Genomic DNA, 25,613 nt, shown 5'->3' on the forward strand with positions numbered 1-25,613 from the left:
GTGAAAGCACTCGTGCTCGCCGGAGGGTCGGGCACACGGCTACGGCCCATCACCCACACCTCGGCCAAGCAGCTCGTGCCCGTCGCGAACAAACCGGTGCTGTTCTACGGCCTGGAGGCCATCGCGGAGACCGGCATCCAGGAGGTCGGCCTGGTGGTCGGCGACACGCAGGCGGAGATCGAGGCGGCGGTCGGCGACGGCTCGGCGTTCGGGTTGCAGGTCACCTACCTGCGCCAGCGGGCGCCGCTCGGGCTGGCGCACGGCGTGCTCATCGCCCGGGACTTCCTGGGCGAGGAGGACTTCGTCATGTACCTGGGCGACAACTTCATCGTCGGCGGGATCAGCGGCCTGGTGGACCGGTTCGCCGCCCGGCGGCCGGCCGCGCAGATCCTGCTCACCAAGGTCGGCGACCCGACCCAGTTCGGCGTGGCCGAGCTGGACGGGCAGGGCCGGGTGGTCGGCCTGGAGGAGAAGCCGGCGCGGCCCAAGAGCGACCTGGCGCTGGTCGGCGTCTACCTGTTCAGCCCGGCCGTCCACCAGGCGGTCGCGGAGCTCAAGCCGTCCTGGCGGGGCGAGCTGGAGATCACCGACGCCATCCAGTGGCTGATCGAGGCCGGCCTGGAGGTCGAGTCCTCGGTGATCTCCGGCTACTGGAAGGACACCGGCAACGTCACCGACATGCTGGAGGTCAACAGGCTGGTGCTCGAATCCCTCGAACCCCGCGTCGAGGGCCGGGTGGACGCGGCCAGCGAGCTGGTCGGCCGGGTGGTGGTGGAGGCCGGCGCCGTGGTCGAGCGCTCCCGCGTGGTCGGCCCGGTCATCGTGGGCGCGGGCACGCTCATCCGCGACAGCTACGTAGGGCCGTTCACCTCCGTCGGCGCCGGCTGCGTCGTCACCGGCAGCGAGCTGGACTACTCGATCGTCCTGCCCAGCACCTCCATCGCGGGGGTGGGCAGGATCGAGTCCTCGTTGATCGGCCAGCACGTCGAGGTGACCGCCTCGGTCAACACCCCCCGAGCCCACCGTCTCGTGCTGGGCGATCACAGCAAGGTACAGATCGGTACATGAAACGAATCCTGGTGACGGGCGGCGCGGGTTTCATCGGATCCCACTTCGTCCGAGGGCTGCGCGACGCGCACGTGACGGTGCTGGACAAGCTCACCTACGCGGGCAACCTGGCCAACCTCGACGGCGTGCCGCACACGTTCGCGCGCGGTGACATCTGCGACGCCGCCCTGCTCGACGAGGTCGTCCCCGGCCACGACCTGGTGGTCAACTTCGCCGCCGAGTCGCACGTGGACCGCTCGATCGAGGGCGCGGCGGAGTTCGTGCGCACCAACGTGCTCGGCACCCAGACGCTGCTGGAGGCGTGCCTCAGGGCGAGGGTGCCGAAGGTCGTCCACGTCTCCACCGACGAGGTCTACGGCTCGATCGACACCGGCTCCTGGGACGAGGACGCGCCGCTGCGGCCGCGCTCCCCGTACGCGGCCTCGAAGGCGGGCGGCGACCTGATCGCCCGCGCCTACGCCGTCACCCACGGCCTCGACGTGTCCATCACCCGCTGCGGCAACAACTACGGGCCACGGCAGTACCCGGAGAAGGTCATCCCGCTGTTCGTCACGAACCTGCTGAGCGGCCGCAAGGTGCCGCTCTACGGGGACGGCGGCAACGTCCGCGACTGGATCCACGTCGAGGACCACTGCGCCGGCATCCGCCTGGTCGCCGAGCGGGGCGAGCCCGGCGAGGTCTACCACATCGCCGGCACGGCCGAGCTGACCAACAAGGAGCTGACCGCCCGCCTGCTCGAAGCCTGCGGCCGGGGCTGGGACATGGTGGAGCACGTCGAGGACCGCAAGGGGCACGACCGCCGCTACTCGCTGGACGACCGCAAGCTGCGCGCGCTCGGCTACCGGCCCCGTGTCCCGTTCGAGCAGGGCCTGAAGGAGACCGTGCGATGGTACGACGAGAACCGGTCCTGGTGGGAGCGGCGATGAGGTGGCTGGTGACGGGGGCGGGCGGCCTGCTCGGCCGCGACCTGACGCGGCTGCTGCGGGCCGTGCCGGGGGCGCGGGTGCGGGCGCTCACCAGGGCGGAGCTGGACCTGTGTGACGCGGCGGCGGTGGCGGCGGCGGTGCGGGCGGCGCGTCCGGACGTGGTGGTCAACTGCGCGGCCTGGACCGACGTGGACGCCGCCGAGGCGGACGAGGCGCGGGCCGTGGCCGTCAACGGCACGGCGGTGGCCGGCCTGGCCCGCGCCTGCGCGGAGCGGGGCGCGCGGCTGCTGCACCTGTCCACCGACTACGTCTTCGACGGCACGGCGCGGGAGCCGTACCCGGAGGACGCCCCGGCGGCGCCGCTCAACGCCTACGGCAGGAGCAAGCTGGCGGGCGAGCGGGCGGCCCTCGGCCACGGCCACTACGTGGTGCGCACCGAATGGCTCTACGGCGCGCACGGGCGCAGCTTCGCCAGGACGATGGCCACGCTGGCGGCGGCGGAGACGTCGGTGAAGGTGGTCGACGACCAGCTCGGCCAGCCGACCTGGAGCGTGGACCTGGCCGAGCGGCTGATCCTGCTGGGCGCGGGCGGGGCGCCGCCCGGCGTCTACCACGCGACGAGCGCGGGCCGCACGAGCTGGTACGGCTTCGCCCGCCGGATCTACGCGCTGACCGGCGCCGATCCCGGCCTGGTCGAGCCGGTCAGCGCGGCCGTCTACCCCAGGGCCGCCGCCCGGCCCGCCTACAGCGTGCTGGGCCACGACGCCTGGGGGCCGCTGCCGCCGATGCGCGACTGGGCCGCGGCCCTATCGGCGGCCTGGCCGGAGCTGCTGGCCGCCTGGGGCCTCGTAGCGGGCCAGGCAGTCGGCGTAGGAAGGCAGTAGACCTTGGCCGGCCGCTTCCGTCAGCGTGGGCGCCGCGGCGTCCTTGTCGGACAGGACGGGCTCGATGCCCGCCGGCCAGGCGATGCCCAGGGCCGGGTCGAGCGGGTGGACGCCGTGCTCGCGGCGCGGCGCGTACGGCGTGGAGCACAGGTAGATCACCGTGGCCGACTCGCTCAGCACGAAGAACCCGTGGCCCAGGCCCTCGGCGAGGTAGACCGCCCGCCGCTCCCGGTCGTCGAGCTCGACGGCCACGGAGCGGCCGAAGGTGGGCGAGCCGGTGCGCACGTCCACGACGACGTCGAGCACGCGGCCGGCCACGCAGGTGACGTACTTGGCCTGGCCGGGCGGCACGTCGGCGAAGTGCACGCCGCGCAGGGTGCCTTTGACGGATATGGAGCAGTTTGCCTGTGCCACGTCCATCGGATGCGCGAGCCCGTCGTTTCTGAACCATTCCAGGAAAGCCCCGCGGCGGTCACCGTGAATGCGCGGGGTGAACAACCAGGCGCCATTGAGGCCGAGGGGTTCCATGAGGCGGATCATGGCACAAGGAGAACGTTCCAACCAGGGCCTGTAACGCATGTGGTGAAAGCCGCGAAATTCCGACGTCGCGCCTCGCGCGATTGGAGCGCGCCAAGCGCCGGATAACGGAAGTCACGAAAGTCCACCTGTATCCATGATTCGTCGTCCCGAGGAGTGATCATGCGTTGTGGAGGTCGATGCCGGTGACCCGTTGCCGGCTGTGCGGCTCCGGCCGGTTGGCGAGCGTGCTGGATCTCGGCGCGACGCCTCCGTGCGAGCTGTTCCTCACCCCCGACCAGCTCGACGAGCCCGAGCTCACCTATCCGCTGCACCTGCGGGTCTGCACGAGCTGCTGGCTCGCCCAGATCCCGCCGCTGATCAGGCCGGAGGAGACGTTCACCGAGTACGCCTACTTCTCCTCGTACTCCGACTCCTGGGTCGAGCACGCGCGGCGCTTCGCCGAGGACGCGCTCGACCGGCTGGCGCCCGGCTTCGTGGTGGAGGTGGCCAGCAACGACGGCTACCTGCTCCAGCACGTCGTGGCGCGGGGCGTGCGCTGCCTCGGCGTCGAGCCGTCCGCGAACGTCGGCCAGGCCGCCAGGGACAGGGGCGTGCCCACCCGCACCGCGTTCCTCGACCCGGCGACCGGGACGGCGATCCGGGCCGAGCACGGGCCCGCCGACCTGGTGGTGGCCAACAACGTGTACGCGCACGTGCCGGACATCGTCGGCTTCACCCGGGGGCTGCGCGCGCTCGTCGCCGACGACGGCTGGGTCTCGATCGAGGTGCAGCACCTGCTCACGCTCATGGAGCTGAACCAGTACGACACGATCTACCACGAGCACTTCCAGTACTACACGGTCGCCTCGGCGCAGCGGGCGCTGGCCTCCGGCGGGCTGGCCCTGGCGGACGTCGAGCTGCTGCCCACGCACGGCGGCTCCATCCGCCTGTGGGCGCGGCCGGTGGAGGCGGGGGCCGCGCCGAGCCGGCGGGTGGCCGACGTGCTCGACCGGGAGAAGGGCGCCGGGCTGGAGGAGATCGGCGGGTACGCCGAGTTCGCCGAGCGGGTGGCCAAGGTCCGCCGCGACCTGCTGCGCTTCCTCATCGACGCGGCTGAGGCGGGCCGGACGGTGGTCGGCTACGGGGCCCCGGGCAAGGGCAACACGCTGCTCAACCACTGCGGCGTCCGCGGTGACCTGCTCGCCTACACGGTGGACCGCAATCCGTACAAGCACGGCAGGTTCACCCCGGGGACACGCATCCCCATCCGGCCGCCCGGCCAGATCGCCGAGGACCGTCCCGACTACGTGTTGGTCCTGCCGTGGAACCTGCGCGCCGAGCTGACCGAGCAGCTCTCCTACGTCCGCGAGTGGGGCGGGCGGCTGGTCTTCCCCATCCCGTCCCTGGAGGTCACCCCATGAAGGTCGTGCTCTTCTGCGGCGGTTACGGCACCCGGATGCGGATGGGAGTGCCCGGAGAGGTGCCCAAGCCGATGCAGCTCGTCGGGCCGCGCCCGCTCCTGTGGCACGTGATGCGCTACTACGCGCACTTCGGCCACACCGACTTCGTGCTCTGCCTCGGCTACGGGGCCCAGCACATCACCGAGTTCTTCCTCAACTACCAGGAGACCGTCTCCAACGACTTCGTGCTGCGCAGGGGCGAGGTCGAGATGCTCTCGCAGGACACCTCCGAGTGGTCGATCTCCTTCGTGCAGACCGGGATCCAGTCGCCGATCGGCGAGCGGCTGCGCCGGGTGCGCCCCTACCTGGAGGGCGAGGAGATCTTCCTGGCCAACTACGCGGACGTGCTCACCGACGCCCCGCTGCCGGAGATCATCGACCGGTTCACCGCCACCGACGCCGGCGCGTCCATGATGGTGGTGCCGCCGCCGGGCACCTTCCACTGCATCGACGTGGCCGACGGCGGGCTGGCGCGCGACATCGTCCCGGTCAGCGAGATGCCGCTCTGGGTCAACGGCGGCTACTTCGTGCTGCGCCAGGAGGTCTTCGACCACCTGCCCGAGAACGGCGACCTGGTCGGCGACGCCTGCGTGGAGCTGGCCAAGCGCGGCCGGCTGATGGCCTACCGGCACCGCGGCTACTGGCGGCCCACCGACACCGTCAACCAGCGCATCGAGCTGGACGACGCCTACTCGCGCGGCGAGCGGCCCTGGGCGTTGTGGGAGTCATGAGCGAGCCGATGACCAGGCTGGTCCCGTCCCGGCTGGGCGCGGTCGTCGCGCTGGGCGCGCACTGCGACGACCTCGCCATCGGGGCGGGCGGCACGCTGCTGACGCTCTGCGCCGCCCGCCCGGGGCTGCGGGTCGACGCGCTGGTGCTGTCCGGCGGCGGGACGGAGCGCGAGGAGGAGGAGCGCGCGGCGCTGGTCGCCTTCTGCCCCGGCGCCGACCTGCGGCTCGACGTGCTCAAGCTGCCCGACGGGCGGCTGCCCGCGCACTGGCAGGAGGCCAAGGAGGCGCTGGAGGAGCTGCGGGCCAGGACCGAGCCCGAGCTGATCCTCGCCCCGTACCGCGGCGACGCCCACCAGGACCACCGGGGCCTGGCCGAGCTGGTGCCCACCGCGTTCCGCGGCCACCTGGCGCTCGGCTACGAGATCGTCAAATGGGACGGCGACCTCGGCCGCCCCTCCGTCTACCAGCCGCTGCGGCCCGAGGTGGCCGAGCGGAAGGCCGACCTGCTCCAGCGCCACTACCCCTCGCAACGGCGGCGCCCCTGGTACGACCGGGAGGCGTTCCTCGGCCTGGCCCGCGTCCGCGGCGTCGAGTGCGGCGCCAGGTACGCCGAGGCCTTCCACAGCGGCAAACTCATCCTCGACCTCGCAGCAGGAGGCTAGCCGGACATGCGTGTACTCCTGACCGGGCACCAGGGCTACCTGGGCACCGTCATGGCCCCTGTCCTGGCGGCGGCCGGGCACCAGGTGACCGGCCTCGACTCGGGCCTGTTCGCCGACTGCGTGCTGGGCCCGCCGCCGGCCGACCCCGAGGGGCTGGCCGTGGACCTGCGCGACGTGCCCGACCGGGCCCTCGACGGCTTCGACGCGGTGATCCACCTGGCCGCGCTGTCGAACGACCCGCTGGGCTCGCTGGCGCCCGAGCTGACCTACGACATCAACTACCACGCCTCGGTGCGGCTGGCCCGGCTGGCCCGGGAGGCGGGGGTGCGCCGCTTCCTGTACGCCTCCACCTGCTCGGTCTACGGCTCCTCCGGCGGGGACGAGCTGGTGACCGAGGACGCGCCGCTGCGCCCGCTGACGCCGTACGCCGAGTCCAAGGTACGCGTCGAGGACGAGCTGCTGGAGCTGGCCGACGCCGACTTCACCCCGGTCTTCCTGCGCAACGCGACGGCCTTCGGCTTCTCGCCCCGGCTGCGCGCGGACATCGTGCTCAACAACCTGGTGGGCCACGCCCACCTGTCCGGCGTGGTCAAGGTGCTGTCCGACGGCACGCCGTGGCGGCCGCTGGTGCACGCGCTGGACATCGCCGAGGCGTTCACGGCCGTGCTGGACGCGCCCAGGGAGGCCGTGCACGCGCGGGCGTTCAACGTGGGCGGCGAGCAGAACAACGTGACCGTGGCCGAGATCGCCGCCACCGTGGTCGAGGCGGTGCCCGGCTCGACGCTGCTCGTCACCGGCGAGACCGGCGCGGACCCGCGCTCGTACCGGGTGGACTTCTCCCGCCTGCGGGCCGCGGTCCCGGGGTGCGAGGCCCGCCGCTCGGTGAAGGAGGGCGCGAGCGAGCTGATCGACGCCTACCGCCGGTACGGGCTGACCGCGCAGGCGTTCGAGCGGCGCTTCACCAGGCTCGCCCGGCTGGCCGACCGGCAGGCCGAGGGCACGGTGGGCGCGGAGCTGCGGCCCCGGCGAGCGATCGGGTGAACGGCCCCTCGACGGCCGGCCCCTCGACGGCCGGCCCCTCGATGACCGGCAAGGAGATGCACGAGCTGGTCACCCGGCTCTACCCGCTGTGCCGCAGCATCACGGGTGACGGCGTCCGGGCCACCCTCGACGTCATCGGCGAGCACCTGCCGCTGCGGGTGCACGAGGTGCCCACCGGGACCCCGGTGCTCGACTGGCACGTGCCCCGCGAGTGGAACATCAGGGACGCCTACGTCCGCGACCCCGCCGGGCGCAAGGTGATCGACTTCACCGCGTCCAACCTGCACGTCGTGGGCTACAGCGTCCCGGTGTCGGCCACGATGCCGCTGCGGGAGCTGCGCCCCCGCCTGCACACGCTGCCCGCCCAGCCCGCCCTCGTCCCGTACCGGACCAGCTACTGGAGCGAGGACTGGGGGTTCTGCCTGAGCCAGGAGACGCTGGACGGCCTGGAGGAGGGCGACTACGAGGTCGTCATCGACTCGACGCTGGCCGATGGGCACCTCACCTACGCCGAGCACGTCGTGCCGGGCGGCGAGGAGGAGGTGCTGATCTCCTGCCACGTCTGCCACCCGTCGCTGGCCAACGACAACCTGGCCGGCGTCGCGGTGGCCGTGGAGCTGGCGCGGCGGCTGGGCGAGGCCGGGCGGGCGGGGGAGGCCGGCCGGCGGTACACCTACCGGTTCCTGTTCGCGCCGGGCACCATCGGGTCGATCACCTGGCTGGCCCGCAACCGGCAGGCGGCCGGCCGGATCCGGCACGGGCTGGTGCTGGCCTGCGCGGGGGACGCCGGCGCGCTCACGTACAAGCGCAGCAGGCGCGGCGAGGCGGAGATCGACCGGGCGGTGGCGTACGTGCTGGAGTCCTCCGGGCGGCCGCACCGCACGCTCGACTTCTCGCCGTACGGCTACGACGAGCGGCAGTACTGCTCGCCCGGCTTCAACCTGCCGGTCGGCTGCCTGACCCGCTCCACCTACGCGAGCTACCCCGAGTACCACACCTCCGCCGACGAGCCGGGCTTCGTGCTGCCGGAGTCGCTGGAGGACACGGCGCAGACCTGCTGGGAGGTCTTCCAGGTCCTGGAGGCCGACCGGCGCTACACCAACCTGAGCCCGTACGGCGAGCCCCAGCTCGGCCGGCGCGGCCTGTACGGGGCGCTGGGCGGCCGCAGCGACACCCAGCAGGCGCAGCTGGCGATGCTCTGGGTGCTGAACCTTTCCGACGGGGACCACACGCTGCTGGACGTCGCCCGGCGATCGGGACTGCCGTTCGCCTCGGTCGTCGCGGCGGCGGAGAGCTTGAGAGAGGCGGGACTGGTGGCGGAATGGACGGGATGAGCCTGCGGGCCGGTGACGTGGTGGAGATCCGCAGCGAGGCCGAGATCCTGGCCACGCTGGACGAGCGGGGAGAGCTGGAGGGCCTGCCGTTCATGCCGGAGATGCTGAAGTTCTGCGGCCGGCGCCTCACCGTGCGCAAGGTGGCGCACAAGCTGTGCGACACGATCCACAAGACGGGCCTGCGCCGCATGGAGGGCGCGGTCCACCTGCTCGACGCGCGCTGCGACGGCGGGTTCCACGGCGGCTGCCAGACGGCCTGCTCGCTGTACTGGAAGGAAGCCTGGATCAAGCGGGTCGGACCGGGCGACCCGCCGCCGGACACCGTGCCGGACTCGCGGCTGCTGCCGCTGCTGGAGGCCAACACCCGCAAGGCGCCGGGCGAGGACGGCTGCCCGCGTTACGCCTGCCAGGCCACCGAGCTGCTGCGCGCCGCGCCCCGGCCGCTGCCGATGAGCGACCTGACGCAGTTCGTGGCCGACGTGCGCACCCGCAACGCCGGGCTCGGGCGTACCCTGCGGGCCGTCGCCATCGGCCTGTACGACCGGTTCCAGCACGCGGCACGCAAGCGGCTGCCCAGGGCGCTGCTGATCAACAAGGGCAGGCCGTGGGGGCACATGACCGGCACCGTGCGGGGCCGTACCCCGGTGCGGACGCTGGACCTGCGGCCCGGCGAGCTGGTCCGGATCAGGTCCAGGCAGGAGATCCTCGACACCGTCAACGAGGACCTGGCCAACCGCGGCATGAACTTCGACGCCGAGCTGGCCCGCTACTGCGGCAGGACCGCGCGGGTGCGCGCCCGGGTGGAGCGCTGCCTGGACGAGCGGACCGGGCGGATGCTGGAGATGAAGACGCCCTGCATCGTCCTGGAGGACGTGGTGTGCGCGGGTTTACACTCGCTCAACTGCCCGCGCGAGTTCTACCCGTTCTGGCGGGAGATCTGGCTGGAGCGGGTCGCGGATGGGGACTGAGACCGGCACGAGCACCCGCACCGGGTCGGCGGGCCGCGGCCTGCGCTGGGGGCTGGCCGCCAGGGGCGTGTCGAGGCTGGCCACCTTCGGCATGAGCCTGGTGCTGGCCCGCCTGCTCGCGAAGGAGGACTTCGGCCTGTACGCGGTCGCGCTGGCCGCCAACCAGTTCCTGTTCTACGTCAACGACGCCGGCATCGTCTCGGCGGTCGTGCAGTGGCGGGGCAGGCTGGAGGACATGGTGGTCACCGCGACCACCGTGGTGCTGACGATCAGCGTGAGCGTGTACGCGCTGTTCTGGTTCACCGCGCCGTTCTTCACCACGCTGGCGGGCAGCGTCTCGGCCACGCCCGTGGTGCGGCTGCTCACCGTGATCATCGTCATCGACGGCTTCGTCAACGTGCGCAGCGCGGTCATGCTGCGCGGCTTCCAGCAGGACAAGATCGCCAAGGCGAACATGATGGGCATCGCCGTGCAGGTGCCGCTGGCGATCACGCTGGCGGTCCTCGGCGCGGGCGTCTACAGCTTCGCCGTCGGCGCGGTGGCCAACTCGCTGGTCAGCGGGGTCCTGGTGTTCGTCTGGGCGAGGATGCCGTTCAGGCTGGGCTTCGACCGGGCGGTCGCGGCGCGGCTGCTGCGCTTCGGCGTGCCGCTGGCCGGCAGCCTGGGGCTGGAGGCGCTGGTGCTGAACGCCGACGCGATCATCATCGGCAACACGCTCGGCATCACCATGCTCGGCTACTACATGCTCGCCATGAACGTGTCGAGCTGGGTGCCTGGCGTGGTCGGCGAGGCCCTGCGCCACGTCACCCTGCCGGGCTTCTCCCGCGTCGCCGACGAGAACCCGGCGGTGTTCTCCGAGCGCGTGCAGCAGATCGTGCCCATGCTGGTCATGCTGGTGACGCCGGTCGCGGTGCTGGTGGCCGTGCTGGCGCCGCAACTGGTGACCCTGCTGTACGAGCCGCGCTGGCTGCCCGCCGCCGCGGCGCTGTCGTTCCTGATGGCGCTGATGGCGGTGCGCATGCTCACCGCGCTGGCCTTCGACATCCTCACCTCGCTCGGCGCCACCCGGCGCGTGGTGTGGATGAACCTGAGCTGGGCGGTGGCGCTGCTGCCCGCGCTCTACCTGGGGGCGCGGCTCGACGGCATCCGGGGCGTGGCGATCGGGCACGTGGTGGCCGCGTTCCTGGCCGGGCTGCCCGCGGCGCTCTGGCAGCTCCGCAGGTCGGGGGTGGTGCTCGCGCCGGTCGTGGCGCCGGTCGCGCGGCTGCTGCTCGGCGGGCTGGCGGGCGGCGTGACGGCCTGGCTGGTGGTGACGCCGCTGTCGGGCACCCCGGTGTTCGTGCAGCTCTGCGCGGCGGGCGCGGCCGGCTTCGCCGCCTACGCGGTGACCGGCCTCTCCCGCGAGCGCCTGCGCCGGCTCCGCGAGGTGGTGACGAGCTGACCCCGCCCCGGGCGGCCCGGCCGGGTGTGCCGGGCGGCCCGGGGCGGCCGGCGTGCCGCCGGGGGCGGCGCGGGCCGGGGGCCGGCTCAGGCCGGTGGGGCCGGGCGCGGGCCGGTCCGCCAGCTCCGCGTCACGTCGATCGCGCTGTGGGCCACGTTGCGGGCCATCGGCACGGCGTTGCGGCGCAGCCAGGGGCGCAGCGCGGCGTAGGCGCGCAACCGCTGCCGGGGGCTGAGCGGCGCGGCGTGGACGGCCCGCAGCAGCGCCCGCCCCTCCTCCACGTTGGGCAGGTAGAAGCGCTGGTCGCCGGGCACCTCGCGGGCGCGGAACAGGCGGGCGTGGTTGACCTTGCTGTCGCTGCCCGGATGGTCGCGGTGCCGCAGCAGCGGCTCGTCCACCACGGCGAACGGCCCGAACAGCGCCCAGCCCGCGATGATCACCCGGTCGGCGGGCAGGATCGGTTCAAGGGGCCTGGCCCGCAGCAGCGTCTCGCGCCGGATGAGCCCGTAGAAGTGCATGGTGTCGTCGTAGTGGACCAGCCGGTGCCGCAGCCGGGCCACGGGGTCGGGCTGGTCGGTCGGGAACGCGTCCCGCCAGTGGCCGACGACCTCGCCGTTCTCGTCGATCTCGGCGACGGCGGAGACCGCCAGGACCGCCTCGGGACGCTCGCGCAGCGCCGCGGAGAGCAGGGCCAGCCGGTCCTCGCGGTACTCGTCGTCGGAGGTGGCGTAGGAGAAGAGCGTGCCGCGCGTCTCGTGCATCAGGGCGTTGTGGTTGGCGGTGACGCCGATGTTGCGCTCGCGGCGCAGGTAGCGGACCCGCGGGTCGGTCCTGGCGGCCTCGCGGCACAGCTCCTCGGTGCCGTCGGTCGAGCAATTGTCGGCGATCACCAATTCGAAGTCGGCGCCTTTCTGGCCGAGCACCGAACGCAGCGCGCCGGCCAGGTACGGCTCGCCGTTGTAAACCGGCATGCCCACGCCGATCGGCGGTTCGGCGCGGCCGACGAGGGACGCGGCGGAGTTTCGGTGCGGTGTCGGGGAAGTCATCCGGCGGCCTCTCCTGAAAAGCGACTGAACGCGGCGGAAAGCGGCGTTCTCCGGTGGTCGCGAGCCGTGCGGCCCAAATGCTCTCGCGAACAATGCCGTGCGGCAAGCAGCGAATCACGCGTAACATCGCGCGCCCGGCGGGCGATAAGCCATCTGTATCGCACGTGGCGAGGCGCACCCGTACTGGCGGGGGGTTGGTCGGGATAATGGTTTTTTGGAACGATCTGCTGGGCCTCCTTCGACGGAAGAACATCGTTCTGCCGATTCTCGCCCTCAGTCTCGTCCTCGCGGCGGTGGCGTTCTTCCTGGGCCCGTCGCGCTACAAGACCGAGTCGTCGCTCATCCTGACCGCGCCGCCGAGCGGCGGCACCCTGTCCATGGACCCGAGCAAGCCGGTCGGCCTGACCAACCCGCTGCTGCAGTACAACGACGGGCTGCGTACCGTGGCGGGCATCCTGATCGTCGCGCTCAACACCAAGGAGGAGCTGCGCAGGCTGGGCATCGAGGAGGGCGACACCAAGATCGTCATCGACGACGGCCGCTCCAACTCCGACCTGCTCGGCGTCGTGACGCTCGGCCCGTTCCTGCACGTCATGGTGGAGAGCGACTCGCCGGTCACCGCCAAGCGGATCCTCGACCGGGCGCACCGGCGGCTGAACGAGGAGCTGGCCAAGTACCAGACCACGCTCGGCGCGCCGAAGAGCACCTTCATCGCCATCAACACCGTGGCCCTGCTGCCGCCCGAGCACGACGGCAGCCCGAAGCTCCAGCTCGCCCTGGGGACGCTGGCCGGCACGCTGCTGCTCGGCGTCGCCGGCGCGTACGCCGTCCTCGTGCGCGGCCTCTTCCTGCGCCGCCCCGCCCCCGGGACCGGGGACGGGCGGCCGGAGGACGCCGCCGGGGAGGAGGGCGGGAAGGACGGGGACGGGGAGGCGGACCCGGCCGAGGCCGACGCCGTGGCCGAGGTGCCCGTGCGCGGTGGCTCCCTCAACGGGCAACATCCCGCCGACGCCTCTCAGGACGCCTGACCCGCGACCTCGGTGCCGCGGCGGATGGCCGCCCGCCGCACCTCGGGCGGGGTGCCCGACTTGGAGGAGATCATCATGCCGACCGCGTCCCGGCCGAGCCGGCCGGCGAAGTCCAGGGCGGTGGGCAGGTCCATCGGCGACTCGTCCGGGCTCTTGTGGCAGATCGAGGTGTCCGAGGGCGGCCGCCCGTCCGTGGCGCTCAGCACCTCGTCCACGAAGACGCCGTAGAGCATGAACTCCGAGACGTGCAGCCGGGAGCCGAACGCCTCGATCCAGGGCCGCCCGGTGGTCTCCCGCAGCCGGTCCTGGAGCTTGCGCACGGTGGCGGGCTGCCAGAACGTCAGCGGGCTCATGTAGTCGGGCAGCGGCGGCTCCGGCGGCGGTGGCAGCCTGAGCAGGTCGCGGGCGACGTGGTGCCACAGGACGTGCCGGGTCATGAGCGGGTGCACGCCGTCCTCCAGCCGGTGCAGCAGCACGCGCCCGCCGATCAGCGCCCGCGCGGCGGTGACCGGCCGGACGAGCACCACGTCGGAGTCGGCGACCAGCACCACGTCGGTGTCCAGGGCGGCGGTGGCGGCGAGCTTGATGATCTGCTGCATCACCCAGCCGCGCACCGGCGGCCACGGCCGCCGCGCGTTGACCCACATGCCCATCCTGGGCACCTTGACGTAGTGCCGGGGCAGCAGGCGGTCCACCGTCCAGACCCGGCAGCGCGGCCCCTCCAGCGGGGCGAACAACCTCCGGTCGGGACGGGGCACGATCACGTAGTGGACGGTGTCGTCGGGGGTGAACCTGAGCACCGACCGGTGCAGATCGGCGAAGTGAGCGGCGTCAGGGCCATAACTCGGTGTCACGACCGCCAGCGTCTTCATGGCTCACCTATCGACGCGGGACTTTGGCACGTTACACGCCGCGGGGTAACGCCGTCCACGCTCGCGTCGATTGCTGGAAGACGGGTGCGACGGGCTGGGGGGCTGTGTTGGACTTCTGGAAAGCGATCACCGTCCTCCTGCGCCGCTGGTACGTGGCCCTGCCCGCGATGTGCCTGACGTTCCTGGCCGCCTACGGCGTCTACGCCACGATCCCCACCCGGTACTCCTCGACCGCGCTCATGGTGCTCACCATGCCGACCAGCGGCTCCTACCGGCCGGCGAACCCCGGCGACCCCAACCCGCTGGTCAACCCGCTGCTCAACTTCGACGGCGGGCTGAACATGACGGCCTCGATCATGGTGCAGATCCTCAACGGCCCCGAGGTGGCCGGCCGGCTCGGGGTGCGGCCGGACGGGGCGACCACGTACAAGGTCAACAACGGCCATCCCAACCCCGAGCTGCTCATCAGCGCGCCGTTCGTGCTCATCGAGGGCACGAGCCTGTCGCCGCAGGACGCCAGGACGATCGTCGCCCGGGTCGCCGAGCGGGCGAAGGTCGAGCTGAAACGGCGGCAGCAGGTCCTGAACGCGCCGCCGGAGACCTTCATCAACCTCACCGAGATGGTCCCGCCCACCGAGCCGCAGGCCGAGCGGGGCGGCAAGACCCGCCCCGCGGCGGCGGTGTTCGCGCTCGGCGTCATGGCGGCGCTCGGCTCGGCGTTCGCCGCCGACAGCATCATGACCGGGCTGCGGCGCGGCGCGGAGGAGGCGCCGCCCGAGCGCGCGGAGGCGGCCACCGCGCCGGGCGAGAAGGCGGGGTCGCGGCGGTGAGCGTCGCCCTCCGCCCCCTGGAGGCCACGCGCAGCGCCGACGGCGCCACCCTGTGCGCGGTGTTCGTGGTGGTCCTCATGCTGGTGCCCGCCCGGCAGGTGATCGGCGGGCTGCCGTTCGACCTGACCTACGCGGAGGCCGTCGGGCTGTTCGCCGCCGTCTGGTGGTTCTGCGCGCACCTGACCAGCACGCTCGGCGCCGCCAAGGGCCCCAGCCCGGTGCGGTACGGGATCTCCTTCTACGTGCTGACGTTCTTGGTCACCTACGCGTACACGACCGCCGGCTTCCTGCCCTCCTACGAGCTGGAGCTGTCGGACCACGTCCTGGTCATCACGGTCGGCATCGTGGGGATGGCGCTGCTCGCGGTGGACGGGGTGTCCGGCCGCGACCGCCTGGACCTGGTGCTGAAGACGCTGGTCGTCACCGGCGCGATCATGGGGGTCATCGGCGGGATCCAGTTCCTGCTGTCGTTCGACATCACCCAGTACCTCCAGGTCCCCGGCTCGCGGGTGCGGGTGGTGGAGGAGACGATCCTGCAGCGCAACGGGGTCAACAGGGTGGCCTCGACGGCCGGGCATCCCATCGAGTTCGGCGTGGTGTCGGCGATGGTGCTGCCGGTGGCCCTGCACTACGCCTTCGACGCCTGGGAGCGCGGGGCGCCCGCGCTGCGCTGGTGGGTCCTGACCGGGCTGGTCGCGCTGGGGATGGCGTTCTCCGCCTCGCGCTCGACGGTGCTCGGCCTGGCCTCCTCGGGCCTGGTCCTGCTGGCCGGCTGGAACAACGCCCGGCGGATCAGGGCGGGGGCCGGGCTGATCGGGTTCCTCGTCCTGCTGCGGCTGTTCGTGCCCGGGCTGCTCGGCGCGATCTTCGGGCTGTTCACCAACCTGGACAACGACGAGAGCCTGCGCTGGCGGACCAACGACTACAACACCGCGCTCGGCGAGTTCGCCCGGCACCCGCTGCTCGGCCGGGGCAACGGCACCTGGTTCCCGCCGCACCACCCGGTCTTCGACAACCAGTACCTGCTGACCGCCGTGCAGGGCGGGGCGCTCGGGGTGCTGGCGTTCGTCGGGCTCTTCGTGATCGGGATGTGGGCGGCGCTGCGGGCCAGGCGGCTCAGCGCCGACGCGCGTACCAGGGACCTCGGGCTGACGCTGGTGGCCTGCCTGGCGGTGCCGCTGATCGGCTGCGCCACCTTCGACCTGAACTCCTTCAGCACCGCCAACTCGCTGGCGTTCCTGCTGATCGGGCTGGCGGGCGCGCTGCTGCGGACGGTGCGCCGCGACCTCACGGCTCCAGCCGCCGTAGCGCCTCCTTCCACGAGCCCGCGGCCAGGTCCCGCGCGCTGATCGCGGTGACCGGAAGCGGCCAGGCGATGGCCAGGTCGGGGTCGTCGTAGCGCACGGAGACGTCCTCGGCCGGGTCGTGCTCGCGGTCGATGCGGTAGCAGACGTCGGCCTCGGTCAGCGCCTGGTAGCCGTGGAGCAGGCCGGGGGGCACGTAGAGGTGGGTGAAGGCGCGGTCGTCGAGCACGACCGCCATCTGCTCGCCGAAGGTGGGCGAGCCGGGCCGCGCGTCCACGAGCACGTCGAACACCGCGCCGCGCGCGCACCTGACCAGCTTGGCCTCGCCGCGCCCCGACCTGCCGTGCAGGGCCCTGATCGCGCCGGCGACCGTGCGCGACTGGCTGTCCTGGACGAAGGACGCCGGGTCGAGCCCGTGCTCGCGGGCGATCGCGGCGTCGAACGTCCTGGTGAACAGGCCGCGCTCGTCGGTGTGGGGGGTGGGGACGAACAGCAGGGTCCCGGCCAGCGCGCCGCGCTCCACTCTCATGCGGCCATCCTGGCCCCTCCCGGCCCCGGTGACCAGCGTGTAACGGAGATGGCTCCTCCGCGATGACAAAGGAGAAGGACTTGTGGCGCGGTTCCAATGACGTCACTCCCGAGGAGGGGTGAGGACATTCCGGTGGACCACCCCCCGAAGAAAGTCGACTCCCAGGAAACCCACTCGAAGGACACCGATCCGGAGCTAGCCGGTGCCGTGCCCCGCGCCCGCGTGGGTGCCGTCGAGGTCATGGCGCTGAGCGAGGACGAGGTCGCCGAGCACGTCGTCCAGGGCTGGCGCAGCGGCAGGGGCGGCGCGATCGTGACCGCCAACGTGGACATCGTCCGGGCCGCCACCCGCGACCCCGGGCTCGCCGCGCTGGTGGCCGGGGCCGAGCTGGTGGTGGCGGACGGCATGCCGGTCGTGTGGGCCGCCAGGCTCGCCGGCCTGCGCCTGCCCGGCCGGGTCACCGGGGCGTCGCTGGTCTTCACCCTCGCCGCGAGCGCCGCCCGCGAGGGGCGCTCGGTCTTCCTGCTCGGCGGCGGCGAGCCCGGCGTCGCGCGGGAGGCCGGCGAGGTGCTGGCGGCCCGCTACCCCGGCCTGCGGGTGGCGGGCACGTACGCGCCGCCCTTCGGCTTCGAGCGCGACCCCGGCGGGACGGCCGGCCTCGTGGCGGCCGTCCGCGCGGCCGAGCCGGACCTGGTCCTGGCCGGGTTCGGCTTCCCCAAGCAGGAGCGGGTCATCGCCGCCCTGCGCCCGGAGCTGCCGCGCGCCTGGTACCTGGGCTGCGGGGCCGGCATCCCGATGGCGGCCGGGCGGTTCCGGCGCGCCCCCCGCGCCCTTCAGCAGGCGGGCGCGGAATGGCTCTTCAGGCTCGCGCTGGAGCCCCGCCGCCTGGTGCGCCGCTACCTGCGTGACGACCTGCCCTTCGCGTTCGGCCTGCTGGCCGGAGCCGCGTGGCGGCGCCTGACCACCGACCGCCGTCCCTGACCTCCCACAGATTGGCTTCCGCCGATGAGCGTCCGCACGCTTGCCGTCGTCATCGTCACCTACAACAGCGGCCAGGTCATCGAGGAGTGCCTGGCCAGCCTGGAGCCGGCGCTGCGCGGTGCGGGGAGCACCAGGACCGTCGTGGTGGACAACGACTCCAGCGACGACACCGTGGCCAGGGTGCTGGCCGCCGGGCCCGGCGTCGAGCTGGTCAGGACCGGCCGCAACGGCGGGTTCGCGGCCGGCGTGAACGCGGGCGTCGCCGCCGCCCCCGGCTGCGACGTCCTCGTGCTGAACGCCGACATCCGGCTGCGCCCGGACGCGGTCCGGCTGCTGCGCGAGCGGCTGGACGCGGCGCGCGCCGGCATCGCGGTGCCCCGGCTGACGTCCCCCGATGGCACGCTCCAACTGTCGCTGCGCCGCCGCCCCACCGTGCTGCGGGCGGTCGGCGAGGCGCTGCTCGGCGGCCTCAGAGCCGGCCGGTACGCCCCGCTCGGCGAGCTGGTCACCGATCCCCGCGCCTACGACCGGCCGGGCAGCCCGGACTGGGCGACCGGCGCGGCCTGGCTGGTCTCCCGCGAGTGCCTGGACGCGCTGGGGCCGCTCGACGAGCGGTACTTCCTGTACTCCGAGGAGACCGAGTACATGCTGCGGGCCCGCGACCGCGGCTTCTCCGTCGTCTACGAGCCGCGGGCGGTGGCCGTGCACCTCGGCGGCGAGCAGGCCAACTCCAGCCCCCTGTGGACGCTGGCCGCGCTCAACCGGGTCCGGCTGCACCGCGAGCGGCACGGCCGGGCCCGCGCCCAGCTCATGCGGCTGGCGGTGGCGCTCAACGAGGCGCTGCGCGCCGCCGCGCGGGGCAGGCGGCACGGCACGCGCCACCGGCGGGCCCTGCGCGAGCTGGCGCGGATGCCCGAGTGGCCCACGCCGCCCGGGGCCCCGCGGGAGCCGCCGCCCTACGTCTGCTTCTCCGCCCAGGACTGGTGGTACCACAACCGGGCGCACTCCGACTTCCAGCTCATGCGGCACCTCGCCGCGTCGCGCAAGGTCCTGATCGTCAACAGCATCGGCATGCGCATGCCGGTGCCGGGCCGGACCACGTTCGCGGCCCGGCGCGTGGCCAGGAAGCTGCGCAGCGTGGCCAAGCTCGTGCGGCGGGTGGGCCCGCGGTCATGGGTGATGTCCCCGCTGCCGGTCCCCCTGTACGGCAGCCAGCGGGGCCGCGCGCTGAACGCCTGGCTGGTCAGGGCCCAGGTACGGGCGGTCTGCGCGCTGCTGGGCCTGCACCGCCCGGTGATCGTGGTGACCCTCCCGACCGCCTGGGACGCGGTGCGCCCGATGAGCCGTCGCGCCCTGGTGTTCAACCGCTCCGACCGCCACTCGGCCTTCCCCGAGTCGGACCGGCCCACGATCGAGGCCCTGGAGCGCCGCCTGCTGGAACGCGCCGACCACGTCCTCTACGCCGCCCGCGCCCTGATGCGCGAGGAGGCGCCGCTGACCGGGGAGCGCGCCCACTTCCTCGACCACGGCGTGGACCTGGAGCACTTCACCCCGGTCCCGGCCGCGGAGCAGCCGGCCGATCTGCTGGCCGTGCCCGGCCCTCGCATCGGCTTCTTCGGCGCGCTGGACGACTTCGTGGTGGACTTCGAGCTGCTCGAACGGGTCGCCGCGGACCTGCCCGACGCCTCGCTCGTCCTGATCGGCGACGCCAACGGCGACGTGCGCCGGCTCACCAAGCACCCCAACGTGCACTGGCTGGGCTTCCGGCCGTACTCGGAGATCCCGGCCTACGGCTCGGGCTTCGACGTGGCGATCATGCCCTGGCTGGACAACGACTGGATCAGGCACGCCAACCCGATCAAGCTCAAGGAGTTCCTCGCGCTCGGCCTGCCGGTGGTCAGCACGCCCTTCGACGAGCTGGCCCACTACGCGGGGCTGGTCAGGACGGCGGCCACGCCCGGGGAGTTCGTCGCCGCGATCAGGGCGAGCCTGGCCGAGGGCGCGCCCCGGCCGCCGGAGGAGCTGCGCGCGTCGCTGGCGGGCGCGTCCTGGAGGGCCCGCGCCGCCGAGCTGGCGGCCCTGGTCGAGCGACCGGCCCCCGCCGAGCGGCCGGCCCCCGCCGAGCCGCCGGGTCCGGCCGAGCCGCCGGGTCCGGCCGAGTCGCCGGGTCCGGCCGGGGAGGGTGCGTGAAGCTGCTCGCGCTGGTCAAGGGCGGGGTGGTGGTGACGGCCGCCGCGGCGGCGGTCGCGGGATGGGCCTGGCTGCGCGCCCATCCCGTGCCACCCGCTCCCAGCTCGATGACGGCCGCCACCATGTCCCTGCGCCCCGTGCCGTGGGAGGGCGGCCCGGCCGCCTACGCCGCCTGGCCCGCGACGGCCCGCGCGGGCTGGACCGATCCCTCTTTCTTCCCCGTCGGGCTGTGGTTCGCCGCGGCCCGCGACGACGAGCAGGTGGCCCAGGACCGCGACATGGGCATCAACACCTACGTGGAGCTGACCGCCGACAGCCGCCCGGGCGTGCTGCGGAAGGCCGGGATGAGCGCGCTGACCGCCGAGCCCCTGCGCGGCGCGGGCGCGGAGACGGTGGGCTGGACGCTGGCCGACAAGGCCGACGTGTGGGCGGGCCTCGGCGACGAGCGCTGGACCGGCTCGGTGGGCGCGTCCCCGCCGCCGTGCCGCCCCGCGCTGGCCACCTGCGGCGACACCGTACTGCGTACGCTCGCCGGCGAGCTGCCCCGCGACTCCCGCCCGCGCTACGCCACCCTCGGCAAGGGCGTGGCCCTGTGGGCCACCGACCCGCAGGGCGCCAGGTTCGTCAACGACCACGCCGACCTCGTCGGGGTGGACGTCTCCTGGTACGGCGACCCCGGCATCTGCGCCGACGCCACCCTGCGCCGGCAGCTCCCGGCGGCCCAGTGCCGCCTGGCGGCCAACTACGGCGCCACCGTGGACCGGGTGCGCGAGCTGGACGCCGCCGACGGCCGCGCCAAGCCGGTCTTCGCGGTCGTCTCGCTCGCCGGGCTGACGCCGCCGCAGGTGGGCGGCGCGGTGATGAGCTCGCTGATCCACGGCGCGCGCGGCATCGTCTACGACGCCCACGACCCGGGCCCGCGTTGCAGGAGCGAGGACCTGCTGCGCAGCGCCTGCGGCCGGGCGGTCAGGAAGGCCGTGACCGAGCTGGGCGGCCTCGTCCGGCGGCTCGCGCCGGTGCTCAACAGCCCGTCCTACGCCTACGACTTCGCGCCCGACCTGGACACCACGCTCAAGGCCCACGGCGGCGCCTACTACCTGTTCGCCATGCTGGGGCGCGGCAGCCCGCCGGGGGCCTACACGCTCACGGTCCCGGCGAACCTGTCGCGGAGCGGCCGGGCCGAGGACGTCCTGACGGGCCGCCCGGTCACCACCGACCGGGAGGGGCGCTTCACCGCGACCTTCGCGGCGGAGTACGCGTACCACGTCTACCGGATCGTCCCGTAACGGGGAGGGACATGGCTGTGCTGAGGGCGTCCAAGCTGGCGCTGCTGCTCGCGATGATGGTGCTGCTCGCGGTCGGATCGGGGATCATCGCCCAGTTGCGGGCCGACGACGCCGAGCCGCCGGAGCCGCCGCGGGTGCCGTGGGAGGGCGGTCCCGCGTACTACGCCAGGTTCGGCGCTGCGGCGAACGCGGGCTGGACGAAACCCACCTTCTTCCCCATCGGGGTCTGGTTCGAGTCCGTCGTCGAGGAGCACGACGTGCGGCTGGACAAGGAGGCCGGGCTCAACACCTACGTGGAGCTGACCGCGAACAGCGACCTGGCGCTGGTCCGCGCCAACGGCATGTGGGCCATCACCAGCAAGCCCCTGCCCGGCACCGGCAGCGAGACGGTGGGCTGGATGATCGCCGACGAGGCCGACATGTTCGCCGGCCCGGGCGACGGCGTCTGGAGCGGCAAGTACGGCGGCGAGGGCCAGGTGTGCGTGCCCGACAAGCCGCCCTGCGGCTACACCGTGATGCGCACGCTGAAGGACAGGCTGCCCAAGGGCGACGGCCGCCTGCACTACGCCAACTACGGCAAGGGCATCGCGATGTGGGAGTCGGACAAGGAGGCGAGCAGGTTCGTCAACGGCTACACCGACGTCATGTCCACGGACGTCTACTGGTACACCGACAACGGCATCTGCCCCGAGGCCGAGAACTTCATCAAGCTGCCGCGCGAGCACTGCCCGCGCGCGGCCGGCTACGGCCGGGTCGTCGACCGGGGCAGGGAGCTGGACGCGCTGGACGGCCGCCGCCAGCCCGTCTACGCCTTCGTCGAGCTGGGCTGGCCGGGCACGAACGGCCTGCGCGCGATCACCCCGGACGAGATCGCCGGTGCCGTGATGAGCTCGCTCATCCACGAGGCGCGCGGGATCGTCTACTTCAACCACAGCTTCGCCGGGCCCTGCCCCAGCCAGCACGTGCTGCGCGAGCCGTGCGCCAGGCAGACCAGGGCGGCGGTGACCGAGCTGAACCGCCGGATCACCACGCTCGCGCCGGTGCTCAACACCCAGTCCTACGCCCACTCCTTCAACCCGCGGCTGGACACCATGCTCAAGAAGCACGACGGCTCCTCCTACGTGTTCGCGATGGTCAAGGAGGACGCCCGGCCGGGCACCCACGCGCTGCGCCTGCCCAAGGCCCTCGCCGGGGCGGCGAAGGCGGAGGTGTTGTTCGAGAACCGGACCGTTCCCGTCCGCGACGGTGCCGTCACCGACGCCTTCGCGCGGGAGAACTCCTACCACGTCTACCGGATCACCCCGTGACCGCACCCGTGCGGATCGGGCTGGTGGGGGCGGGCCCGTGGGCGCGGAGCTTCCACGCGCCGACCTTCGCCGCCGGCCCGGAGACCGCGCTCGCCGGCGTCTGGACCAGGAGCCGCCCGGCCGCCGAGGCCCTGGCGGCCGAGTACGGGGTGCCGGCCTTCCGCTCCTACGAGGAGCTGCTGAGCCGCTGCGAGGGCGTGGTGTTCGCGGTGCCGCCCGACGTCCAGGCCGAGCTGGCGGCGCGGGCCGCCGGCGCCGGGCGCGCCCTGCTGCTGGAGAAGCCGATCGCGCTGTCGGTGCCCGGGGCCGAGGCGCTGGCCGCGGCCGTGGCGGCGGCCGGCGTGGCCACGCAGGTCGTGCTCACCCACCGCTACCGGCCGGCCATCCGGGACTTCCTGGAGCGGCTGCGGGGCTTCCCGGTGTTCGGGGCGCGCGGCTGCCAGCTCACCGGCGAGTTCCTCGACGGCACCTACGCCGGCAGCCCGTGGCGGGCCACCGGCGGCGTGCTCTACAACACCGGGCCGCACGGCATCGACCTGCTGGACGCGGCCCTGGGCCGCATCGAGCGGATCACCGGCACGGGCAACGAGGACGGCTTCCTCGCGCTGACCTGCCGGCACGCGGGCGGCGCGGTCAGCCAGCTCACGATCTGCGGCCGGGTGCCGCCCCGCCGCCGCACCCACTACGAGCTGTACGGCCCGCGCGGCACGCTGGTGCTCGACTTCGACCGCCTGCCCGAGGACTCGGGGCCGACCAGGGCCAACCTGCGCGCGGAGTTCGCCCGGGCGGTGCGCACGGGCGTGCCGCACCCCATCGACGTGCGCCACGGCCTGCACCTGCAACGGCTGCTCGCCCAGGCGGAGGCGCAGACGCGGGCGCTCTAGGGGGTGCCGGGCGCGGCCTCGGGAGCCGCACCGGGCGGGATCTCAGGAGGTGGGATCACGGCGGGCGGGATCACGACAGGCGGGATCACGGCGGGCGGGATCACGGCGGGCGGGAACGTGGCAGGCGGGAACGTGGCAGGCGGGATCACGGGGGGCGGGATCACGGGGGGCGGCAGGACTTCGGCGGGCGCGGTCGCGGCGGGCCGGTGCCGGCGCAGCCGGAGGGCGGGCGCCTCGACCAGCCGCCAGCTCAGCGCGGCCAGCGGCAGCACGACGGCGGTCGTGGCGAGCAGCACCGAAGCGGGCTCGCGCAGCCCGGCCTGCACCAGCACCTGCTGCGCCGGGAAGGCCAGCAGGTAGGCGCCGTAGGACAGGTCGTAGGAGCCGGTGGGGCGGTGCAGCCACGCCGGCGCGCGGAAGGCGACGAGGAACGTCGCGCAGGTGACCGCCGCGATGGCGGCGAGGTTGGCCACCGGCGTCCCCCACAGCAGCGGCCACACCGCCAGGAGGGTCAGGGCGAGCCACGGCGGCGGCACCCACCGCGCCTCCCTGACCAGCATGCCGAGGGCGAAGAACGCCAGCGGCTGCGCGGCGAAGGCCGAGACGACCAGCGGGACGAGCGGCCCGGCGTAGCCGGTGAGGTGGATGACCGTGGTGACGGCCAGCGCGGCCAGCGCCAGCCCGGCCAGCACCGCCCGGCGGCGCAGCAGCCCGAGCAGCCCCAGGACGGCCACGCCGAAGTAGCACAGGACCTCGACCCAGATCGTCCACAACGAGCCGTTGACCGCGCCAGGGTAGGGCAGCCCCTCGAAGACGCCGGGCAGCGTGTAGCTCACCGGCTGGATGAGCAGCCCGCGCGCGATGTGGCTCCAGGGCCCGGGCCCGGACAGGTAGCCGGCGGCCGGCAGCGTGCTCACCAGCGGCCCGAGCACCAGCGCCGTCAGGACGACGACCAGGGCGTAGGCGGGGTAGATGCGCAGCGCCCTGCGCAGCGCGTAGCGGGCGGGCGACGGGTCGGCCAGCCAGCTCGCGCTGATCAGGTAGCCGCTGATGAGGAAGAAGACGCCGACGCCGATGCCGCCGAGCCCGATCCCGCTGGCCGGGGTCAGCGGGGTGCCGTGCCCGGAGAGCACCCAGCTGTGCTCCACGATGACGGCGAGCGCTCCCAGGAGCCGCAGCAGGTTGAAGGCGTTGGCCCGGGAGGGGCCCGGATCTGTGGATAGCGCGCTCGCTGCGGTCACTCGGCGCCCCCCGCGAGTCCTCCGACGGATCACGAGGAGTATCGGTCCGGCGCGGGGCCTCGTTACCGCACCCGCCTGGCACAATGCGGACAACCGGCGGGGTGGCGGCGCGAGGCCCGCCGGTGCACGGGCCGCTTGAGCGGGGCCCGCGCGAGCGACAGCGAGGAGTCGCTGGCCAGGATGGCCGCCTCCAGCCGGCGCAGCTCCAGCGAGGGTTCGAGCCCGAGGTCGCGGGCGAGGATGCGGCGGCCCTCCCGGTAGACCTCCAGGGCGTCCGCCTGCCGGTCGCTGCGGTACAGGGCGATCATGAGCTGGGCGCGGAACTTCTCCCGCAGCGGGTGCTCGCGTACCAGGTCCGACAGCTCGGCCACGAGGTCGGTGTGCCGGCGCAGGCGCAGGTCGGCCTCGACGCGGTCGGCGAGCGCGGACAGCCGCTGCTCCTCCAGCCTGGTGGCCTGGCGGTGCAGCAGGGCGATGTCGCTCAGCCCGGACAACGCGTGCCCGCGCCACATGTCGAGCGCGTCCCGCAGCAGCTCGCCGCCCTTTGGATCGTTCCCGGCGCGGATGGCGGCCCGGCCCTGCTGAACGAGGTTCTCGAAGCGCCAGGCGTCCACGGCCTCGCGCGGCACGGTGAGCTGGTAGCCGGTGGAGCGGTGCACGATCAGGGAGTCGTCGCCCAGCGTACGCCGCAGCCGGTGGAGCTGGAGCCGCAGGCGCCGGGCGCCCGCCTCGCCCGTCTCGCCGCCCCAGAGCGCGTCGATCAGCACGTCACTGCGTGCCACCGTGCCGTGATGGCAGAGTAACAAGGCCAGCAGGGAGCGTTGCTGGATCGAACGTAACGGGACCTCCTGCTCCCCGTCGCGCACTTCCAGCATTCCCAGGATGCCGAACTGCATGGCTCTCCCCACCGCTGCATGTGTCCGGACTTTTCAGCTGATCAAGCATATGTGCTTTCGATCGTGATGAGGAGCGGCACATGGGGAAATTGAGGTGAAACTCAACTGAAACGCTCTATACCCACACTCAATGCTGGCCGTCAATGGGCACGATGGCCTGGAGCATTCGGGGGTTCTGCCCGAAT

24 protein-coding genes are annotated in these 25,613 nt (G+C 73.3%); 18 read left to right on the forward strand and 6 right to left on the reverse strand.

Features of this window, described 5'->3' with window-relative positions; all coding sequences use genetic code 11:
• From AB0H75_RS36185 to rfbD, 3 genes are read left to right on the forward strand one after another with little or no spacing between them, the layout of a single operon-like run.
• Window positions 1-1,068: a glucose-1-phosphate thymidylyltransferase gene (locus tag AB0H75_RS36185; RefSeq protein WP_367804160.1), complete on the forward strand. Its 1,068-nt coding sequence runs from the start codon at window positions 1-3 to the stop codon at window positions 1,066-1,068.
• Window positions 1,065-1,994, forward strand: a complete 930-nt coding sequence (rfbB, locus tag AB0H75_RS36190; protein WP_367804161.1) for a dTDP-glucose 4,6-dehydratase — start codon at window positions 1,065-1,067, stop codon at window positions 1,992-1,994. The genes AB0H75_RS36185 and rfbB overlap by 4 nt, the downstream gene beginning before the upstream one ends.
• Entirely contained in the window at window positions 1,955-2,878 is a 924-nt protein-coding gene (rfbD, locus tag AB0H75_RS36195) for a dTDP-4-dehydrorhamnose reductase (RefSeq protein ID WP_367804162.1), read from the forward strand. The genes rfbB and rfbD overlap by 40 nt, the downstream gene beginning before the upstream one ends.
• On the opposite strand, the gene AB0H75_RS36200 is transcribed toward rfbD, so the two are convergent.
• Window positions 2,801-3,457: a dTDP-4-dehydrorhamnose 3,5-epimerase family protein gene (locus tag AB0H75_RS36200; RefSeq protein WP_367804163.1), complete on the reverse strand. Its 657-nt coding sequence runs from the start codon at window positions 3,455-3,457 to the stop codon at window positions 2,801-2,803. The two genes, rfbD and AB0H75_RS36200, sit on opposite strands and share 78 nt — an antisense overlap.
• A gap of 137 nt (window positions 3,458-3,594) precedes the next feature.
• Here AB0H75_RS36200 and AB0H75_RS36205 point away from each other — a divergent pair, with 137 nt between their 5' ends.
• The 7 genes from AB0H75_RS36205 to AB0H75_RS36235 are packed head-to-tail and all read left to right on the forward strand — an operon-like array spanning window position 3,595 to window position 11,034.
• Window positions 3,595-4,818 carry a class I SAM-dependent methyltransferase gene (locus AB0H75_RS36205; RefSeq protein ID WP_367804164.1) on the forward strand — a complete coding sequence of 408 codons (1,224 nt, stop codon included), beginning with the start codon at window positions 3,595-3,597 and terminating at the stop codon, window positions 4,816-4,818.
• Window positions 4,815-5,588: a sugar phosphate nucleotidyltransferase gene (locus AB0H75_RS36210; RefSeq protein ID WP_367804165.1), complete on the forward strand. Its 774-nt coding sequence runs from the start codon at window positions 4,815-4,817 to the stop codon at window positions 5,586-5,588. The genes AB0H75_RS36205 and AB0H75_RS36210 overlap by 4 nt, the downstream gene beginning before the upstream one ends.
• The gene (locus tag AB0H75_RS36215; RefSeq protein WP_367804166.1) at window positions 5,585-6,250 is read left to right on the forward strand and encodes a PIG-L deacetylase family protein; all 666 of its coding nucleotides are present in this window, start codon (window positions 5,585-5,587) and stop codon (window positions 6,248-6,250) included. Before AB0H75_RS36210 ends, AB0H75_RS36215 begins: the two co-directional genes overlap by 4 nt.
• 6 nt (window positions 6,251-6,256) lie before the next feature.
• Complete coding sequence (locus AB0H75_RS36220) at window positions 6,257-7,291, forward strand: NAD-dependent epimerase/dehydratase family protein (protein ID WP_367804167.1); 1,035 nt, start codon at window positions 6,257-6,259, stop codon at window positions 7,289-7,291.
• Entirely contained in the window at window positions 7,288-8,625 is a 1,338-nt protein-coding gene (locus AB0H75_RS36225; protein ID WP_367804168.1) for a DUF4910 domain-containing protein, read from the forward strand. Before AB0H75_RS36220 ends, AB0H75_RS36225 begins: the two co-directional genes overlap by 4 nt.
• Entirely contained in the window at window positions 8,613-9,593 is a 981-nt protein-coding gene (locus AB0H75_RS36230; protein ID WP_367804169.1) for a hypothetical protein, read from the forward strand. The genes AB0H75_RS36225 and AB0H75_RS36230 overlap by 13 nt, the downstream gene beginning before the upstream one ends.
• The gene (locus tag AB0H75_RS36235) at window positions 9,583-11,034 is read left to right on the forward strand and encodes an oligosaccharide flippase family protein (protein ID WP_367804170.1); all 1,452 of its coding nucleotides are present in this window, start codon (window positions 9,583-9,585) and stop codon (window positions 11,032-11,034) included. The genes AB0H75_RS36230 and AB0H75_RS36235 overlap by 11 nt, the downstream gene beginning before the upstream one ends.
• An 86-nt stretch (window positions 11,035-11,120) precedes the next feature.
• Here AB0H75_RS36235 and AB0H75_RS36240 read toward each other — a convergent pair whose 3' ends face one another.
• Window positions 11,121-12,080, reverse strand: coding sequence for a glycosyltransferase family 2 protein (locus AB0H75_RS36240; protein WP_367804171.1), 960 nt, complete (start codon window positions 12,078-12,080; stop codon window positions 11,121-11,123).
• A gap of 293 nt (window positions 12,081-12,373) precedes the next feature.
• On the opposite strand from AB0H75_RS36240, the gene AB0H75_RS36245 reads away from it, so the two are divergent.
• Entirely contained in the window at window positions 12,374-13,108 is a 735-nt protein-coding gene (locus tag AB0H75_RS36245) for a hypothetical protein (protein WP_367804172.1), read from the forward strand.
• On the opposite strand, the gene AB0H75_RS36250 is transcribed toward AB0H75_RS36245, so the two are convergent.
• A complete protein-coding gene (locus AB0H75_RS36250) occupies window positions 13,096-13,980 on the reverse strand; it encodes a DUF6492 family protein (RefSeq protein WP_367804173.1) in 885 nt (294 codons plus the stop codon). The two genes, AB0H75_RS36245 and AB0H75_RS36250, sit on opposite strands and share 13 nt — an antisense overlap.
• A gap of 107 nt (window positions 13,981-14,087) precedes the next feature.
• Between AB0H75_RS36250 and AB0H75_RS36255 the strand changes: the two genes are divergently transcribed.
• Together AB0H75_RS36255 and AB0H75_RS36260 are read left to right on the forward strand one after the other, a co-directional pair.
• Window positions 14,088-14,810: a hypothetical protein gene (locus AB0H75_RS36255; protein WP_367804174.1), complete on the forward strand. Its 723-nt coding sequence runs from the start codon at window positions 14,088-14,090 to the stop codon at window positions 14,808-14,810.
• Window positions 14,807-16,159, forward strand: coding sequence for an O-antigen ligase family protein (locus AB0H75_RS36260; RefSeq protein WP_367804175.1), 1,353 nt, complete (start codon window positions 14,807-14,809; stop codon window positions 16,157-16,159). Before AB0H75_RS36255 ends, AB0H75_RS36260 begins: the two co-directional genes overlap by 4 nt.
• On the opposite strand, the gene AB0H75_RS36265 is transcribed toward AB0H75_RS36260, so the two are convergent.
• Window positions 16,098-16,643: a dTDP-4-dehydrorhamnose 3,5-epimerase family protein gene (locus AB0H75_RS36265; RefSeq protein WP_367804176.1), complete on the reverse strand. Its 546-nt coding sequence runs from the start codon at window positions 16,641-16,643 to the stop codon at window positions 16,098-16,100. The two genes, AB0H75_RS36260 and AB0H75_RS36265, sit on opposite strands and share 62 nt — an antisense overlap.
• Window positions 16,644-16,775: 132 nt before the next feature.
• Between AB0H75_RS36265 and AB0H75_RS36270 the strand changes: the two genes are divergently transcribed.
• The 5 genes from AB0H75_RS36270 to AB0H75_RS36290 are packed head-to-tail and all read left to right on the forward strand — an operon-like array spanning window position 16,776 to window position 23,291.
• Window positions 16,776-17,624 (forward strand): WecB/TagA/CpsF family glycosyltransferase, encoded by an 849-nt coding sequence (locus tag AB0H75_RS36270; RefSeq protein ID WP_367804177.1) that lies wholly within the window; start codon window positions 16,776-16,778, stop codon window positions 17,622-17,624.
• A 24-nt stretch (window positions 17,625-17,648) separates the two neighbouring features.
• Window positions 17,649-19,814 carry a glycosyltransferase gene (locus AB0H75_RS36275; protein WP_367804178.1) on the forward strand — a complete coding sequence of 722 codons (2,166 nt, stop codon included), beginning with the start codon at window positions 17,649-17,651 and terminating at the stop codon, window positions 19,812-19,814.
• Window positions 19,811-21,100, forward strand: coding sequence for a hypothetical protein (locus AB0H75_RS36280; RefSeq protein ID WP_367804179.1), 1,290 nt, complete (start codon window positions 19,811-19,813; stop codon window positions 21,098-21,100). The genes AB0H75_RS36275 and AB0H75_RS36280 overlap by 4 nt, the downstream gene beginning before the upstream one ends.
• Window positions 21,101-21,111: 11 nt before the next feature.
• Window positions 21,112-22,407 carry a hypothetical protein gene (locus AB0H75_RS36285; protein WP_367804180.1) on the forward strand — a complete coding sequence of 432 codons (1,296 nt, stop codon included), beginning with the start codon at window positions 21,112-21,114 and terminating at the stop codon, window positions 22,405-22,407.
• Window positions 22,404-23,291, forward strand: coding sequence for a Gfo/Idh/MocA family protein (locus AB0H75_RS36290; RefSeq protein WP_367804181.1), 888 nt, complete (start codon window positions 22,404-22,406; stop codon window positions 23,289-23,291). The genes AB0H75_RS36285 and AB0H75_RS36290 overlap by 4 nt, the downstream gene beginning before the upstream one ends.
• Here the strand turns inward: AB0H75_RS36290 and AB0H75_RS36295 are convergent.
• A complete protein-coding gene (locus tag AB0H75_RS36295; RefSeq protein ID WP_367804182.1) occupies window positions 23,288-24,532 on the reverse strand; it encodes an acyltransferase family protein in 1,245 nt (414 codons plus the stop codon). The two genes, AB0H75_RS36290 and AB0H75_RS36295, sit on opposite strands and share 4 nt — an antisense overlap.
• A gap of 62 nt (window positions 24,533-24,594) precedes the next feature.
• Window positions 24,595-25,428, reverse strand: coding sequence for a BTAD domain-containing putative transcriptional regulator (locus AB0H75_RS36300; RefSeq protein ID WP_367804183.1), 834 nt, complete (start codon window positions 25,426-25,428; stop codon window positions 24,595-24,597).
• Window positions 25,429-25,613: the final 185 nt, after the last annotated feature.

The organism is Nonomuraea sp. NPDC050783, from assembly GCF_040802095.1.
Classification (GTDB): domain Bacteria; phylum Actinomycetota; class Actinomycetes; order Streptosporangiales; family Streptosporangiaceae; genus Nonomuraea.